The organism is Acinetobacter nectaris CIP 110549 (genome assembly GCF_000488215.1).
In the GTDB taxonomy this organism is placed as follows: Bacteria; Pseudomonadota; Gammaproteobacteria; order Pseudomonadales; family Moraxellaceae; genus Acinetobacter; species Acinetobacter nectaris.
Map to the genome: position 1 here is coordinate 42,105 of NZ_KI530734.1, position 16,966 is coordinate 59,070.

The 16,966-nt window shown below is 38.6% G+C and carries 20 protein-coding genes; 4 read left to right on the plus strand and 16 right to left on the minus strand.

Annotated elements, in window-relative coordinates:
* From rplB to P256_RS09165, 6 genes are all read right to left on the minus strand, one after another.
* Entirely contained in the window at positions 1–825 is an 825-nt protein-coding gene (gene rplB / locus P256_RS09140) for a 50S ribosomal protein L2 (RefSeq protein WP_023273400.1), read from the minus strand.
* Positions 826–836: 11 nt separating this feature from the next.
* Complete coding sequence (rplW, locus tag P256_RS09145; protein WP_023273401.1) at positions 837–1,157, minus strand: 50S ribosomal protein L23; 321 nt, start codon at positions 1,155–1,157, stop codon at positions 837–839.
* The gene (rplD, locus tag P256_RS09150) at positions 1,154–1,756 is read right to left on the minus strand and encodes a 50S ribosomal protein L4 (protein WP_023273402.1); all 603 of its coding nucleotides are present in this window, start codon (positions 1,754–1,756) and stop codon (positions 1,154–1,156) included. Before rplD ends, rplW begins: the two co-directional genes overlap by 4 nt.
* Positions 1,757–1,767: 11 nt before the next feature.
* A complete protein-coding gene (rplC, locus tag P256_RS09155; protein ID WP_023273403.1) occupies positions 1,768–2,406 on the minus strand; it encodes a 50S ribosomal protein L3 in 639 nt (212 codons plus the stop codon).
* 58 nt (positions 2,407–2,464) lie between these two features.
* Positions 2,465–2,776: a 30S ribosomal protein S10 gene (gene rpsJ / locus P256_RS09160; RefSeq protein WP_000070912.1), complete on the minus strand. Its 312-nt coding sequence runs from the start codon at positions 2,774–2,776 to the stop codon at positions 2,465–2,467.
* A gap of 235 nt (positions 2,777–3,011) precedes the next feature.
* A complete protein-coding gene (locus P256_RS09165; RefSeq protein ID WP_023273404.1) occupies positions 3,012–3,740 on the minus strand; it encodes a type 1 glutamine amidotransferase in 729 nt (242 codons plus the stop codon).
* Positions 3,741–3,955: 215 nt separating this feature from the next.
* Between P256_RS09165 and yihA the strand changes: the two genes are divergently transcribed.
* A complete protein-coding gene (gene yihA, locus P256_RS09170) occupies positions 3,956–4,735 on the plus strand; it encodes a ribosome biogenesis GTP-binding protein YihA/YsxC (RefSeq protein ID WP_023273405.1) in 780 nt (259 codons plus the stop codon).
* A gap of 54 nt (positions 4,736–4,789) precedes the next feature.
* Here yihA and purU read toward each other — a convergent pair whose 3' ends face one another.
* A complete protein-coding gene (gene purU / locus P256_RS09175) occupies positions 4,790–5,653 on the minus strand; it encodes a formyltetrahydrofolate deformylase (protein WP_023273406.1) in 864 nt (287 codons plus the stop codon).
* Between the two features lie 91 nt (positions 5,654–5,744).
* A complete protein-coding gene (locus tag P256_RS09180) occupies positions 5,745–6,428 on the minus strand; it encodes a TetR/AcrR family transcriptional regulator (RefSeq protein ID WP_023273407.1) in 684 nt (227 codons plus the stop codon).
* Between the two features lie 588 nt (positions 6,429–7,016).
* Between P256_RS09180 and rpmB the strand changes: the two genes are divergently transcribed.
* The 3 genes from rpmB (at position 7,017) to P256_RS09195 (ending at position 9,237) form a co-directional block, all read left to right on the plus strand.
* Positions 7,017–7,253, plus strand: a complete 237-nt coding sequence (gene rpmB / locus P256_RS09185; protein WP_000048256.1) for a 50S ribosomal protein L28 — start codon at positions 7,017–7,019, stop codon at positions 7,251–7,253.
* Positions 7,254–7,265: 12 nt separating this feature from the next.
* On the plus strand, positions 7,266–7,421 hold the full coding sequence (rpmG, locus tag P256_RS09190; RefSeq protein ID WP_001205031.1) for a 50S ribosomal protein L33: 156 nt from the start codon (positions 7,266–7,268) through the stop codon (positions 7,419–7,421).
* 109 nt (positions 7,422–7,530) lie between these two features.
* Positions 7,531–9,237, plus strand: coding sequence for a cation:proton antiporter (locus tag P256_RS09195; protein WP_023273408.1), 1,707 nt, complete (start codon positions 7,531–7,533; stop codon positions 9,235–9,237).
* 52 nt (positions 9,238–9,289) lie between these two features.
* On the opposite strand, the gene P256_RS09200 is transcribed toward P256_RS09195, so the two are convergent.
* The 8 genes from P256_RS09200 to P256_RS09235 form a co-directional block, all read right to left on the minus strand.
* Positions 9,290–9,568, minus strand: coding sequence for a hypothetical protein (locus P256_RS09200; RefSeq protein WP_023273409.1), 279 nt, complete (start codon positions 9,566–9,568; stop codon positions 9,290–9,292).
* Positions 9,569–9,689: 121 nt separating this feature from the next.
* On the minus strand, positions 9,690–10,196 hold the full coding sequence (locus P256_RS09205) for a DUF6586 family protein (protein ID WP_023273410.1): 507 nt from the start codon (positions 10,194–10,196) through the stop codon (positions 9,690–9,692).
* Positions 10,197–10,273: 77 nt separating this feature from the next.
* Entirely contained in the window at positions 10,274–10,516 is a 243-nt protein-coding gene (locus P256_RS09210; protein ID WP_023273411.1) for an RNA recognition motif domain-containing protein, read from the minus strand.
* 60 nt (positions 10,517–10,576) lie between these two features.
* Positions 10,577–12,547, minus strand: coding sequence for an ATP-dependent helicase (locus tag P256_RS09215; RefSeq protein ID WP_023273412.1), 1,971 nt, complete (start codon positions 12,545–12,547; stop codon positions 10,577–10,579).
* Positions 12,548–12,618: 71 nt separating this feature from the next.
* The gene (locus P256_RS09220) at positions 12,619–13,374 is read right to left on the minus strand and encodes a hypothetical protein (protein ID WP_023273413.1); all 756 of its coding nucleotides are present in this window, start codon (positions 13,372–13,374) and stop codon (positions 12,619–12,621) included.
* A gap of 60 nt (positions 13,375–13,434) precedes the next feature.
* Positions 13,435–16,080 carry a type I DNA topoisomerase gene (gene topA, locus P256_RS09225; protein WP_023273414.1) on the minus strand — a complete coding sequence of 882 codons (2,646 nt, stop codon included), beginning with the start codon at positions 16,078–16,080 and terminating at the stop codon, positions 13,435–13,437.
* A gap of 28 nt (positions 16,081–16,108) precedes the next feature.
* Entirely contained in the window at positions 16,109–16,549 is a 441-nt protein-coding gene (locus tag P256_RS09230) for a hypothetical protein (RefSeq protein ID WP_023273415.1), read from the minus strand.
* A gap of 148 nt (positions 16,550–16,697) precedes the next feature.
* Positions 16,698–16,940 carry a SlyX family protein gene (locus P256_RS09235; protein WP_023273416.1) on the minus strand — a complete coding sequence of 81 codons (243 nt, stop codon included), beginning with the start codon at positions 16,938–16,940 and terminating at the stop codon, positions 16,698–16,700.
* Between the last annotated feature and the right edge of the window lie 26 nt (positions 16,941–16,966).

Consider the following 16,966-nt stretch of genomic DNA (forward strand, 5'->3'; position numbering starts at 1 on the left):
TTACTTAACGCGACGGTCGCGAATAATCATCTTAGTCGTACGCTTATTGGTACGTGTTTTGTACCCTTTAGCTTTTTGACCCCATGGGCTTACAGGTTGAATACCCTTATTACGCCCTTCACCACCACCATGCGGGTGATCAACCGGGTTCATTGCCATACCACGTACGGTAGGACGAACACCGCGCCAGCGAGAAGCACCAGCTTTACCTAGAGAGCGCAAGTTGCTTTCTTGGTTAGATACTTCACCGATAACAGCACGACATTCAACATGAACTTTACGCATTTCGCCTGAACGTAGACGAATAATTGCATAAGAACCATCACGACCCAGTAATTGTGCAGAAGTACCAGCAGAACGAACTAATTGCGCGCCCTTACCAATTTTCAACTCAATATTGTGAAGTGTAGAACCGATTGGCATATTACGAAGTGGTAAGCAGTTACCTGGACGAATTGGAGCATCGTTTCCAGATTGTACTTTATCACCAGCACGTAAGCCCTTAGGAGCAATGATATAACGACGCTCACCATCAGCATATTTCAATAAAGCAATATGTGCTGTACGGTTAGGATCGTATTCAATGCGCTCTACAGTAGCAGGAATACCATCTTTGTTACGTTTAAAGTCAACAATACGGTAATGCTGTTTATGACCACCGCCAACGTGACGAGTAGTAATATGACCGTTATTATTACGACCACCAGATCTTTTTTTGCTTTCTACCAACGCAGCAAAAGGGCGACCTTTGTAAAGGTGGTTATGAACCACTTTTTCTACAAAGCGACGTCCTGGAGACGTTGGCTTACATTTTTGAATCGGCATAATTTTCGTCCTTATTCCGCTGTGTTTTCAGCGGTATCGCCCAAGTCAGCCATTTCAACATCTTGGCCAGCTTTCAGGGTGACGTATGCTTTTTTAACATCAGAACGACGTCCTAATGTCTTACCAAAGCGCTTTGTTTTACCTTTAGTGATCGTTGTATTTACTTTAACAACTTCAACACCGAAAAGTTGCTCAACAGCTTTTTTAACTTCAAGTTTAGTTGCGTTTAAATCAACTTTAAAAACTTGAACACCAGCAGTTTCGCCTAAAACTTGTGCTTTTTCTGAGAATACTGGTCCACGTAGGACTTGATAGATACGTTCGTTGTTCATCCGAGTTCTACCTCAATTTTCTTAGCAGCAGCTACAGACATCACAACTTTATCAAACGCAATCAAGCTAACAGGATCGATTGCAGTTGCGTCTACCACATCAACGTGTGGTAAGTTGCGAGCTGCAAGATATAAGTTCTCTTCCACTGCATCAGTTACGATCAATGCACGTGGAGCGTTCAATTCGTTTAGTTTAGCTAGCAACTCTTTAGTCTTAGGCGCAGTAACCTGCACATCTTCAACTAATACTAAGCGTTCTTGGCGAACAAGTTCAGCAAGAATACATTGCATAGCACCGCGATACATTTTACGGTTAACTTTTTGAGACCAGTCTTGTGGACGAGCAGCAAATGTTTTACCACCGCCAACCCAGATTGGGCTACGAATAGAACCAGCACGCGCACGGCCAGTACCTTTTTGACGGAATGGTTTTTTACCACCACCAGAAACTTCACCACGTGATTTTTGAGCACGAGAACCTTGACGGCCACCAGCTAAATAAGCTGTAACCACTTGGTGTACAAGCGCTTCATTAAATTCACGTCCGAAAGCAACTTCAGACAACTCAACAGCAGAGCCGGAAACAGTTTGTAAATTCACGTTATTTCCCCTCAAGCCTTGATAGTAGGACGAACTACAACGTCACCACCAGTTGAACCAGGGATAGCACCCTTAACAACAAGTACTGAGCGCTCAGCGTCAATAGATACAATCTCAAGACCTTGAACTGTTACGCGATCATCACCTAGGTGACCAGGCATTTTTTTGCCTTTAAATACGCGTCCAGGAGTTTGGTTTTGACCTGTAGAACCTAAAGCACGGTGAGATACAGAGTTACCGTGAGTTGCGTCTTGCGTACGGAAGTTCCAACGCTTAACACCACCTTGGAAACCTTTACCTTTTGATTGACCAGTTACGTCAACTACTTGACCAACTGCGAACAAATCAACACCGATAGTTCCACCAATTTCGCGACCTTCAAGCTCAGCTTCCGTTACACGGAATTCTTTCACTAAACGACCAGCTGCAACACCAGCTTTTGCATAGTGACCTTTTTGAGCATTTGTTACGCGTGATTCACGACGTTCGCCAGTTGTTACTTGAACAGCTTGATAACCATCAGTTTCAAGTGTTTTGATTTGAGTGATACGATTTGGATCAACTTCAATCACTGTAACTGGCACAGAAACGCCGGCTTCCGTAAAGATACGGGTCATACCGCACTTACGACCGACTAAACCAATAGCCATGTGTGTAAACCTCTTAAAATGCGGCTTAATTAACAGAGTTAATCAACCGACAAGCCTTTTATCCCAATGCGATCTGAACGTCAACACCAGCTGCAAGATCCAATTTCATCAATGCATCAACAGTTTTGTCTGTTGGTTGAACGATATCGATCAAACGTTTGTAGGTGCGGATTTCATACTGATCACGCGCATCTTTATTTACGTGCGGTGAAGTAAGAACGTTGAAGCGTTCGATGCGAGTAGGCATCGGGATTGGACCACACACTTGTGCGCCAGTACGCTTAGCGGTTTCTACGATCTCTTGAGCAGATTGATCAATTAAGCGATGATCAAAAGACTTAAGACGGATACGGATTCTCTGGTTAGACATACCAGTAAACTCCAAGCCAAAATATGTAAAGAATCACCCATGACGCATCTCACCTATTATTGGTAAGTGTCAAGGGCAGTGAAAATCACTAAGGTCATGATCGATGCCATGACTGTCACGATATGACTATTTTACTTAATTTTAAGAAATAGCCACCCTTCTTTTTGAAGGTGATTTATTATAACCACTGTTTAACGATTAAGCAAATTTTTTTTCTAATTTAAATAAATATAATTTAGTCACGCATAACAAAAGAAATGGCCTGCTCTACAAGTTTATTCCCAGCCAAAAAATTGCCTTGTGAAACCTCTCTTTCAAAAATATCTGCATCTTTTTTCATCAAAATTCCTCTATCTAGATCAACTTCATCATCAATAAACAACTTTAATACATCTGGTGTAATTTCAGGATGAAACTGAAATGCCAAAACATTGCTTCCCAATTGAAATGCTTGATTTAAACAATGACGACTTGATGCCAACTGAATAGCACCTTTAGGAATTTCAAAATATTCTTTATGCCAAGATATCACTTGTATTTGTTCTGGAAACTTAAAGTACGATTCTCCCAAGCTCTGTACTTTACTGACATCAACCCAACCAACTTCATATTGGTGAGATAACGCAACCTGTCCTCCCAACACATTAGCAATTAACTGCCCTCCTAAACATAAACCTATAGCTGGCTTCTTTTGTGCCAAATAACGTCTTAACCATCGCTTTTCAATCTTAAGCCAAGGGTACGCATGTTCATCATGAACACTCATCCTCCCCCCCATAATTATAAGTAAATCAACATCATCTATATAGGGTAATGCATCTATATCTAAAACAGTATCTGGTGGCAATGCAAAAAACTCCGTTGCTGTAATAATCGCACCATTATGTTTTAGAAAATCATAGCAACTTCCAAATCCCTCGCCAGCAATATGCTGAAAATAATGCACCCTTAGTTTATGTTTCATATTTTTGCCTTTTTGCTTTTATCATTATCACTCTTGCAAAAAAAGAGCCAAAACCACATAAACATACAGAAGTCGCACATGATTAAAGAGTATTAACAAATAAGATGCTTCTAACTACTCGCAATAAACATATGCATAAAGCAGAATAAGAAATTAGTAGCCATTAGTAATTTGCTTTATACTATAGGCAAATTGTTATTTGCCGTGAATTGTATATGCATCGCTATGCGAAGTCGAAAGACACAAAAGCAAAACTTGCCCCTAAACAAAAAATCAGCTATGAGAAGAAATCTGACCCTGCAATTACTGAATATGCAACGCAGAGTTTAAACTGGCTCAGAAAAGCTGAATTCCTCATGAGTGCCCCTAAACTCAACTTATGTGTGGAAGATAGTGGCTATGAAATTGCTTTTGCAGGTCGTTCGAATGCAGGCAAATCAAGTGCAATTAATGCACTGACCAATCAAAGACAGCTGGCACGCGCATCAAAAAAGCCCGGTCGAACTCAAATGATTAACTTTTTCAGCTTAGGTAATCCAGATCAACGTCTTGTTGACTTACCTGGATATGGTTACGCTGCTGTTCCTGAAGCAATGAAAATTGTTTGGCAAAAAGAGTTGGAAAATTACCTAATTCATAGACAAAGCCTACAGGGCCTTGTTCTTCTTATGGATATTCGCCATCCTTTACAACACTTCGATTTAATGATGTTAGAGTGGGCATATTCTAGAAAGCTATTTGTACATATTCTTTTAACTAAAGCAGATAAGCTCAATCGTGGACCAGCCAACAAAACACTTTTAGAAGTAAAACAACAGCTCAAGAAAATGAAACTCTCCTTCTCTATCCAACTTTTTTCATCATTAAATAAATTAGGTTTAGAAGAGCTTGCCTCTGTAATGGCTGGACGATTGAATTACACGCTGAATAAAAACCTTGACGGTATTGATATTGATCAAATTCCTCTTGCCACTGAAGATGATGTCAACGAGTAAATAAAAAGGCATGCTTTAAAGCATGCCTTTTTTGTTTTTAATATATTTTATTCTTTAAAAAACAACCGTTTTATTACCATCTACAATAATACGATCCTCTAAGTGCCAACGTACAGCTCTTGCAAGTACATTGCGCTCGACATCCTGACCAAGCTCTCGCAATTCTTCAACATTATATTTGTGGCTTACGCGCTCTACATCTTGTTCAATAATTGGCCCTTGATCTAAGTCAGCAGTCACATAATGTGCCGTCGCACCAATCAGTTTGACACCTTTTTCATGTGCTTGCTTATATGGATTTGCACCAACAAATGCAGGTAAGAATGAGTGATGGATATTGATCACTTGCATTGGCCATTTAGACACAAAGTCTTCACTTAGAATTTGCATATAACGGGCAAGGACCAACAAATCATTTCCTTGCATCAAATCATGAATTGCTGCTTCTGCTTCTACTTTATTTTCTTTCGTAACATTAATGACAGTAAATGGAATACCAAACTGTTCAACTGAATTACGTAATGTTTCATGGTTTGAAACTACATGTGTAATTTCACATGGCAATGTTCCACGCGCATGACGCCATAATAGCTCAAGTAAAGCATGGTCTACTTTTGAAACCAAAATACCTACTTTTTTTAGCTCACCAACAGATGCCAAACGCCATTGCATTTCATAACGCTCAGCAACATTTGTTCCAAACATTTGCAGTAGTGTTTCTTTACGGCTCTCAAGGTGATCAAGCTCAAATTCAACACGCATAAAGTAACGCCCACCTTGAGCCTCAGTCGCATATTGATCAAGTGCAGTAATATTTGCACCTTGATGATATAAAAAGCTTGATACAGCTTGCACAATACCCGGCTTATCTTCACATGTAATCAATAAGCGGGCTGTATTTGCGGTGGTCATATTCATGTTGATCTATATCACTTATTCATACAAAAAAGTCAGCCGAATATCATACCTTTTTTTCAAAGTATCACACAATATATTTATAATTTTCAAACTAGGCAGAAGTTACTCGCTCAAATAAGTCTGTACTTTCCATACTTGCCAAAAACTTCGCATAAGTTGCTTTACTCTCACCTATTAAATAAGGCGTTTCAAGTAAAACTAATTGCCTTAAAGCAAGTAAAGACCATTTTTTCTGTTGATGGTTCGTCTCATTAATATGACCAGACATAAATAAAAAGTTAGTCCAATTGGTCAATATAATCCAAATATTAATAATTAAAGCCTCCATCTCTACTGCATTAAGCTTCATCAAACCTACATCTACAAATGCCTGATACAATATTTGAACTTGCTGCATTACTCGGCTAGAAAATTGTGCATAATCTTGATTAAACAAATCATCTTTTTCAACCAAATGATATACATCTCTATGCAAAAAGCGATACTTCCACAATTGTTCACTTAATCGCTGAAAATATCGAATTTTATCTTCAGCAGTAACCGTACGATCCGTTGGCAATTCCAACATTTGCAAGGTTTCGAATTGATAATCATGAATAAGTGCTTTAATAATATCTTGCTTATTACGATAATGGTAATACAAGTTTCCAGGACTCATATTTAATTCAGCAGCAATATGATTGGTTGTTATAGCTCGCTCACCCTGCTTATTAAAAAGCATTAAACTAACATTTAAAATTCTTTGCTTCGTTTTTGACGTTTTACTTTTTAACATACAGTTGCTGTTCCCACTATTTGCACCGATAGATCACTATATTATGATAGATTCCTACAATTTTATCTAGAGCTTTTACTCTAAAAAAGGATTTATATATTTTTTATTAGCCAAATTTATTTTTTTTAATTATAATACTGCCACTCTTAATTTTGCTTTTGAATTTACGTTTCTCTATCTAATGACTCAATAGATAGTTTGATCCTAGTATACCTGCACTTTTTCTGTATCCATACTACACGGCAGTCTTTTTCAAAAGCAATCTAGCATTACTTTAAACTGATATTGCAACCGTAACTTATAAAAAATGAGCTTATTCATGCTTTATAAGATATAACCGCAGTCCTTAGATTACATATCTCTTTTGCCTATTGGCTAAAGATCTCATATGAAATTTAAGGGTTTAGAATTGATGCTATACGAAATGATCAAGGCATGATCTGTTACTGCAAATCATGACGTGTTTTATACAAATTCGCTTGTCTTTTAATCGCATTTTTGATATAAAACGCCCCTTGAATAAATTCAATCTGTTTGTTTTATGACTGGCCACAGATTTGCTGTTGGCTAAATCAATGGAGTTCCACCATGTCTAAGGTTTGCCAAGTTACCGGCAAGCGTCCAGTCGTTGGTAACAACGTCTCACACGCAAACAACAAAACCAAGCGCCGGTTCGAGCCGAACCTGCATCACCACCGTTTTTGGTTAGAAAGCGAAAAGCGTTTTGTACGTCTTCGTTTGACAACTAAAGGTATGCGTATCATCGACAAATTGGGCATTGAAAAGGTTGTAGCTGATCTTCGTGCTCAAGGCCAAAAGATCTAAGGAGTCATTGCAATGCGTGACAAAATTCGCCTAGTTTCTTCTGCTGGTACAGGTTATTTCTACACTACTACGAAGAACAAACGTACAATGCCGGAAAAAATGGAAATCAAAAAATTTGATCCAAAAATCCGTCAACATGTGATTTTTAAAGAAGCTAAAATCAAGTAATTTTAGTTTTGAAAATTCGGCTCCAAATGGAGTCGTTTTTTTTGCTTTTTATTTACAAAATAACTAACATTCTTCAAAACTATATTTTATATCTTTTGAGGAAGTGCCTATGCCACATCATGTCGATCTCATTGTATTGTTGGCACTTGGCTTTGGCCTCGCGCTTTTCTTTGGTTATATTGCTGCACGTCTTAGACTTCCCCCTTTAGTCGGTTACCTTATTGCAGGTATTGCAATCAGTCCCAATACATCTGGCCCTGTAGGTGAAATTGCTTTAGCAAATCAACTTGCTGAGTTAGGCGTAATGTTTCTTATGTTTGGTGTAGGTATGCATTTTTCATTAAAAGACCTACTCGAAGTAAGACGTATTGCATTACCCGGTGCTATTTTACAAATTTTAGTAGCAACCCTACTTGGTGTTGGCGTTGCTTCTTTTTGGGGATGGTCTTTTGGTTCTGCACTTGTTTTTGGACTTACTCTCTCTTGTGCAAGCACAGTTGTCCTTTTAAAAGCACTTGGTGATCGTGGTTTACTTGATTCGGTGAATGGAAAAATTGCAGTAGGATGGCTTTTAGTTGAAGACCTTGTCATGGTTTTAGTCTTGGTACTTTTACCTGCTGTAGCTGTACTACTTGGCGGAAAATCTTTAGCAGGACAAGAAACAACTTCCTCTCTTATATGGACAATCACACTTACACTGTTAAAAGTTTCGGGCTTTATTGCCTTTATGTTGATTATAGGAAAACGCCTTGTCCCTATGATTATGAGCTTTGTTGTCCGTCTAGGTTCAAGAGAATTATTTACATTAACAGTTGTTGCTTGTGCTGTTTCTATTGCATATGGTGCATATGCAGTTTTTGGCGTATCTATGGCACTCGGTGCATTTTTTGCAGGAATGGTCGTTAAAGAGTCTGACTTTTGCCATCGTGCTGAAGAGGAACTACTGCCTTTACGCGAAGTATTTGCCATTTTATTTTTTGTTTCTGTTGGTATGCTGTTTGATCCAAAAATTATTCTTGAACAACCTCTACATATTTTAAGTGTAATTGCCATTATTACCCTTGGTAAAACACTCGCTGCAATGGCATTGGTTTTATTCTTTCGCTATCCATTGAATACTGCACTGACAGTCGGCGCAAGCCTTGCACAAATTGGTGAGTTTTCTTTTATTTTAGCAGCCTTAGGAATATCTTTAGGACTTTTAACAACGGAAGCGCAAAATCTTATTTTAGCAGGTGCACTCTTCTCTATTACCCTTAATTCTTTTATGTTTTATGCAATAGAACCTGTTCAAAAGTGGATTCGAGCCCGATCATCTCTTGCACGTTTACTTGAAAGAAGCAGTGATCCTTTAGCAATGTTACCTGATGAAGTCGATCAATCTTATTTACGAGATCAAGTCGTCATTGTCGGTCATGGTGAGGTGGGTAAACGTATCACTGAAACCTTGATGCAACAAAATATTAAAGTTGTTATTGCAGAAGAAAATAGAGAAATTGTAGAAGGATTGCGTGAAAAAGGTATTGCAGCCGTAAGTGGTTTAGCAACTGAACCAAGCGTTCTCATTCAAGCACATATTCAACATGCACGACTTCTAGTTATTTCACCTATGGATATTCTCGATATTCATCGTATTGTAGATATTGCAAAGCAATTAAATTCAGAAATTCAAGTTCTTATCTGTGCTGAGAATAAAGAAGAAGCAGAACTAATACGTATTGATGATATTGGCGATGTTTTTTATGCAAAAGAACAAATGGCTATTAATATGAGTCAACATATCCTTCACGAGATTCATAAAGCACACACCAAATAGGATTAATTAAAGAAGGCGAATATGATATTCGCCTTTAAAGAAATAAGATTTGCTAACTTAGATACTTTGGTTGTTCATCTACAATTTCTGCATCAAGTTGGTTCACCTGTTTTTCAACCAATCCCATAAGTGCCGCTTGAATCATATTTTGAGCCACGGTATTCGTGGTCTCTCCAAGCAACTGCTTAATTTCATCATTAAACTGAATAGTGACCAAGGGTTCCTCTTCAGACTGCGCATTTCTAAGAGCAAGTTCACCACTTTCAAGCTGTACCAATTCAAGTACAGCATCCTGATTACCAAATAACTCTTTTAACTGCTGTATAGACATGGAACCTCCATCTGCACATCAAAACGATGCACCCAATAAAAATATTCGACTTGTTTGTTATATCTGTGCTACATATAAAATTTCAAGTCATTACAAAATGTATAAATCATCATACTGTGCATTAAAACTCTACCATCTCTGCACGAAAGCCATCTATAAGTTCTAAAAGTTCTTGATACCACTCTCTTAGAATCTCAGTATTTGGCAACCATGACTGTGTACCTTGTGTTACTTTTATAATTAGATTTGATGATGTTTCGTTCTCAGCCTCAGGTAAAATTGGCTCAGGAGTATATTGGCATGCACGAAATGCACGTTGTAATTCACATAAAAACCCATTGATCGACAATTTCTTTAAAATTTCAATTTCAGGAGAAACTTGTCCTTTATCTGCCATATGCATTTCTATAGAATGCAACGTTGGCTGCATGTCATTTAAACGATAATAACGGACAAGTTCTTGTAAAAATGCAAGAAATGCACTATGTAAGTGGAAGACCGCCGACTCTCTATGTGACTGTATAATTTGTATATTGTCAGGAGCTTGCTCTGCTTGCCCACAGGCTAAACGTGCAAAATATAATTTCTGATTTGTTCGATCTGCGTGATAACGAGCAACTCTAGACATAATTTTTTCCTACCTATACAAACAATCCATACCAATTACAGATTAGCGTATGTTGTCAGATTTAGATAGATTCTACTTTATTTTTCTTCAGCCGCTTTTACACGAATACCAAGACCTTTTACTTTCAACGTATTTAAACCTTTAATTGCTTTAACAGCTTCACGGCCATGTGGCATTTCAACAAAACCAAAACCTTTAGATTTTCCAGTCGTCTGATCTAAAACGATTGTGCAGCTTTCTACTTCACCATATGGCGCAAATAGTTCTTTAAGCTCTTGCTCATCAATCGATCTTTCTAAATTACGGACTAAAATTTTCATCTATTTACCTTATATCATGTAAAGAAGTAGTGTATCTCTTCTTTTCTAGGGTTGCCGAGTTTAATCTAAATCTATACCAAAAGAGATCTTTTTTATGGGTTTCTTCTTATTTTCGAAGAATTCTTCTCTTTTATGCACAGTCACATCAAATAAATGGGAAGGCACTTGATTAAAGAAGTAACTACTCATATTTCTTCCTTGTTCATCCACCTGATCTATTGCCCATGTGGTTAAATCTTGTTTTGTAAGAATCAATTCATTTTGTGCACGTGTTAAAGCAACATATAAAACTCGACGCTCTTCCTCTACCGCATCAAAGTCACCTTGTGCTCTCGCATGTGGATACTGATTTACCGTAAGGTGTGGTACATAACACACTTTTCTTTCTGTGCCTTTTGCAGAATGAATCGTAATGAGGGTAACAATATCATCATCAGATGCTTTTTCAACTTCTGAGGTTGATATTGGTTCTAAAACATAGGCTTCTAAGAACTCGCCAACCTGCGCATGCTTTTGTGCCAACTGTTTAACCAGTTTGAAATCTTTTTCCCGACGTGACCAATCTTGCTTTTGATATTTTTCAGCAAGTTGCTCTTTTAATGCCTCAAAAGCGAGTTCAATACATGCTACAACCTCATGCTGTAACACAGACATTTGTTTTAAAATAAGCAATACGTGTTGAGGTACTTTGCCATGACGTTCTAAACGATCACAACACTCATTTAATGTTTCATACTTAATTAAATCAACCGTGAGCTTACTTGCACCGACATCGCCAATGCCATCCCAAAGCGTAAGAAACCGCATCCATGCAATATCATCTTGAGTATTTGATAATACACGCAACATACTTAGTAGATCTTTCACATGTGCCGATTCTAACAGTTTCGTACCACCAATAAATCGATAAGGAACTGACATGTTAATAAATGCACGCTCGATATGCCTTGCTGCATAGGCAGACCGAACAAGCACCATATGATCACTCCAAGTGACATCATTTTCTTTTTCACGAACAATAAGATCTTGAGCAATCCAATTTGCTTCTTCAAACTCATTCGGAAAAATATGAAACTTTGGCTGACTATACTGAGATTTTGCAGCAATTAAATGTTTATCGTATTGTATTGGGCTCACATCCAATAACCAATTTGATAAATCTAAAATCCCTTGGGTAGAGCGATAGTTCTTTTCAAGCGTATATACCGTCGCATCGGGTACATTGTCTTTAAAATGGTGAATGTTTTCAAAATCTGCACCACGAAAACCATAAATAGATTGTGCATCATCCCCCACACAGAATAATTGACTTTTGCCAATCAGAGGTGACAGCAATGCCCATTGCAATGGATTGGTATCTTGCATTTCATCGACCAAAAATGCCGTGCAAAACTGGCTAACCCAATGCACAAGTGCAGGTGAAGATTGCAAGTTAACTGCAACGATACTCAAAATATCATCATAATCTAAAAATGATCGTTCTTGCTTACGCTGCTCATATGCCTTCATCACTTCTGCAATTTCAGTTTTGAATTCGAGTGCTTCAGGCAAGACTTTTTCTATAGCCACAGACAGCTTACACTGCGTATTTCTTGCAAATGAATATATATCACAAAGTTCAGCAGCCTTAGGCAATACATTGTCTTTACCCTTGCCTCGAATCAAACGAAACATCATGACTTGGTCATCACGATCAATAATACTAAAATTTTCTAAGCCAAATGCCTGACGATTACGGCGCAGTAAATACATACAAAATGTATGAAATGTTGAGGCACGTAACCCCTGTGCAGATTCACCTAGACATTGCTCTACACGTGTTACAATTTCGCTTGCGGCACGGCGAGTAAAAGTCAAAATCTGAATTTGATTTGCAGGTATTCCCTGCGAAATAAGATATGCCGCTCTTGCAACAATGGTCTTTGTTTTTCCACAACCTGCACCTGCCAATACAAGACAGTTTTGTGCTGTTGTGGTGGCTGCCTTATGCTGCTGATCATTCAGCTCAGCCATAAAAGACTCAAAACTCATTGTTGCCCTACCCCAAAATTTTAGTATTACACCGCATAGATTATACCTTTCACACCACAATCTCCAATCGTTTACTGACTCCAACCAATTTCATGTGCTGTTAAATTACCAATTACCGTTTGCTGCAAATTCAGTGGAATTTTACTTTTTGTTTCAGTAATAGGAATATAACCTGCCATGAGCTCTGCTTGATGTTGTGGTAATCTTGGCTGCTGATTTGGATTTACATATCCTTGTGGGTAAATCGGTTGCCCTGTGCTTAAATCATATTTATCAGTGGCACCAAATGCATGTAATAACTCATGTGCCATTACCACTTGGTTTTGTTGGTCTTGTCTAATATCTGCAAATAAATTCACCACACCTATACGCCCGCGCTCTAACGCCGTAGAGTGCTTCAGTACTTTATATTTATTTGAGTCATAGTAATTTAAATACAATGTGACCGTCGCATAGCCATCTGTAGACTGTGTTTCCTTCCATGCATAGTAACGGAATTTTAAACTCCACAGAATCGCACTTAAAATACTGCCATGTTCAGGTAGTTCGGGTGGTAATGTCTTTATTTCACGCCCTATTTTAAATATAAAACTTGTATTTTTATGATAATTTTTTGCACTTGCTGTTAAGTATTCACTTGCCTCTGCAAAAGACTGTGCATTCAGTTGCTGAATATAGTTTTCAGTATTGTGTGAGCCATCTGCATTGATGGGATGAAGTAACACAACAATGGTTTGATCCCAATTTTGATTTAAATCTTTCCATGCTTTTATAGCAACATACCCTAGCACCAAAAGTAGAATAAATACTCTGACCTTTTTCCACATAGATTTTGCTCACACCTATGAATACAGAAAAAAGCCGATCTAAGATCGGCTTTAAATCATTTACTGTTCAGTCCATTGTCCATCTGTATAGACAAGTCCCCATTTTGTTGTTTTGCCTTCCGCATTTTCAGAACCGATGTATTGGCTTTGATTTTTTCGGCTAAAACGCACAATCGTTGCATTACCTTCAGGATCTTGATCAGGTGCTTTCAATAAGAATTGATACTTCTCATCGAGCTGATCTGCCACAGTACGAAGTTCTGCAACTTTTGGAGCACGTGTTTCACGAATTTTTGGAAATTTACTGGCTGCCAAGAATAATCCTGCTGCACCATCTCTCAACACAAAATAATCATCATTTTTGGTTGAACGTACATGTTCCATTTTAATTGGATCGACACGTGGTGGCGCAGGTTGTCCATTCTTCAAGACCTTACGGGTATTTTCACATGAAGTACACGCAAAGTATGGTCCAAAACGTCCCGTTTTCAGTTGCATTTCTGCATCACACTTATCACATGGAATGGTTGGGCCATCATAACCTTTAATTTTGAACTCGCCTTCTTCAACCTCAAAGCCGTCACAATCAGGGTTATTTCCACAAATATGTAATTTACGTCCGCCATCAATTAAATAACTGTCCATTGCCGTACTACATTTTGGACAGCGGCGTTTTGACATTAAGTCGGCTGTTTCTGCACCTTCATCATCCGATAAAATAGCCAATGACTCGACAGGTGCAAGATTTAATGTACCCTTACAACGTTCTTTCGGTGGCAAGTTATAACCTGAACATCCCAAAAACACACCCGTTGTTCCTGTACGAATCTGCATTGGTCGTTCACACTGTGGACAATGCACATCTGCAACTTCAACAGGTTCATTACGGCGCATACCATCTGCACCTTGTGCAGTGGTTAAACGATTTTTAAAATCGCCATAGAACGTATCGAGTAATTCTTTCCAATTGCGATCGCCGACTGCAACATGGTCAAGTTGTCCTTCAAGATCTGCGGTAAACGCATAGTTCATGAGATTATTAAAACTCTCATTTAAACGCTCGGTAACAATCTCACCCATTTTTTCTGCGAATAAACGACGATTTTCAAGCTTTACATAACCACGATCTTGAATAGTTGAAATAATTGCAGCATACGTTGAAGGACGGCCAATACCACGCTTTTCAAGCTCTTTTACCAAAGATGCTTCTGTAAAACGTGCAGGTGGCTTGGTAAAATGCTGACTCGGATCAAGCTTATTCAGAACGAGTGTTTCACCCACTTGAACCGCTGGTAGTAACACATCATCGTCAGATTTATTCGCACCACGGACACGTGTAAAACCATCAAATACGAGCGTACGACCTTTGGCTTTTAAATCAATCTCAGATGCCTTGACATGCAATGTAGATGACAAATACTCAGCAGGTGTCATCTGACACGCAACAAACTGACGCCAAATCAGATCATACAAACGCTGTGCATCACGCTCTGCTCCAGCAAGCTGATCGCCTTTCAAAGCCACATTCGATGGACGAATTGCTTCATGGGCTTCTTGTGCACCTGCTTTATTGCCATAACGGTTTGGTTTTGCAGGCAAGTATTTTTCACCATATTCAGCTTGAATATGATCTCGCACCATATTGACCGCATCATCACTTAAAAAAGTCGAGTCGGTACGCATATAAGTAATAAAGCCTGCTTCATACAGACGTTGAGCCAACATCATGGTTTTCTTTACAGAGAAACCAAGACGTGTACTCGCTGCTTGCTGTAGCGTAGACGTAATATATGGTGCACTTGGATTAACCTTAGTTGGCTTATCTTCACGCTGTGAAACTTTATATTCAGCCGACTTTAAAATGTCTAAGACGGCATCTGTCTCAGCTTTATTTTTTAGCTTAAGTGTTTTACCTGCGCGCTTAACCGCTTCAAGACGAATAGCATCTTCTTTTGCTTGTGTGTCTGCAAAGACTTGCCAGTATTCTTCAGGAATAAATGCACGAATTTCACGTTCACGCTCTACAACCAATTTCACAGCCACAGACTGTACACGTCCTGCCGATAGACCTCGTGCAATCTTCTCCCATAATAATGGGGAAATCATAAAGCCAACCACACGGTCTAAAAAGCGACGTGCCTGTTGTGCATTTACACGGTCTAAATCTAAGCGTGTCGGTTGTTTAAAAGCTTCTTGAATTGCATTTTTTGTAATTTCATTAAATACAACACGATGATAACGAGAGCTATCTCCACCAATCACTTCGCGTAAGTGCCAAGCAATGGCTTCTCCTTCTCTATCCAAATCGGTTGCGAGATAGATTTCATCGACTTGCGAAGCCAGCTTTTTAAGCTCTGCCACCACATGTTCTTTACCGGGTAGCACTTCGTAATGTGCATCCCAGTCATGCTCAGGGTCTACACCCATACGCTTTACAAGTGCTTGTTGTGCTTTTACGAGTTTTTGGTCTTCTGTCAGCTTTGTTCTTGGTGCCGCCTTTTTTTCAGTTGTTTTATTTGCAGAACCGCCCGTAGGCAAGTCACGTACGTGACCTACTGAAGACTTAACAATATATTCAGAACCTAAATATTTATTAATTGTTTTTGCTTTAGCAGGCGACTCCACAATCACTAAAGCGCGTTTTTTTGCAGCCGACTCAGCACTTGCTGTGGTGCGTTTTGATGTGGATCGAGGAGCATTCGCCATAATGTTATATCTTTCCTATCACTAAAAATTAAATTTCTGCTAAAGAAACTAAATACGATTTCATTTGTTCAAGCTGAGTTGCATGAATATCTGCATCCTCATCCCAATAAAGTCCAACATAGTTCGACTGCATCTCCACAGCATAAATACCTTTTAAGTCAACTTGAAGATGCTGAAACTTATCTGAACCGTTTACCACAACCAACTGGTTATTTTCAACACATGCTCGCATGAGTGGCATCGTTGCTTGTGGTAAAAGAATGCTATAAAACGCGACCATACTCACACGCGTTTCTGTCATTTTTGGTATTTTTGTCCATTCAGGTGCAGGCACCAAACGTGGATGCAGTGACATCTGTCTTGCTTTATCACGCATAATACCAATGGCTTTTTCTCTAGGGTTGATGCGTAAACTAAAGATAGAACCTGTAACAAACACGATAATAATAATGGCGACCCAAAGACCCATTTTTTGTGTTATCTCCCTCTAATGCATTATTAGAGTTACATAAGATGAATAAAAAAGGCAAGTTTCATATAACATGCAACTCTCGCCGTTAAGGTGTGTATAGTAATATTGAATAACAGATTTTCAATCTTTATTCTTCAAATATCACTTAATAGTGTGGTGGTCTATTGCTCATTGGATCAAATTCAGCAATGCCTTCTGACAAATCAGAAGCCTCTACACGACGGTATAAAAGCTGCATTTGCTTTTTTAAATCGGTAATTTCTTGGCTTTGGTGAGCCAACTGTTCATTTAACTGTTCAACTAAATCATCTAAAAATGAAATTCGTACTTGCAAATCTTCGATGGGTGCGGAAAATGACGCATGATCATCATAAGGTGGTTTAGTCATTTAACACTCCTCAATTTGAGACACTA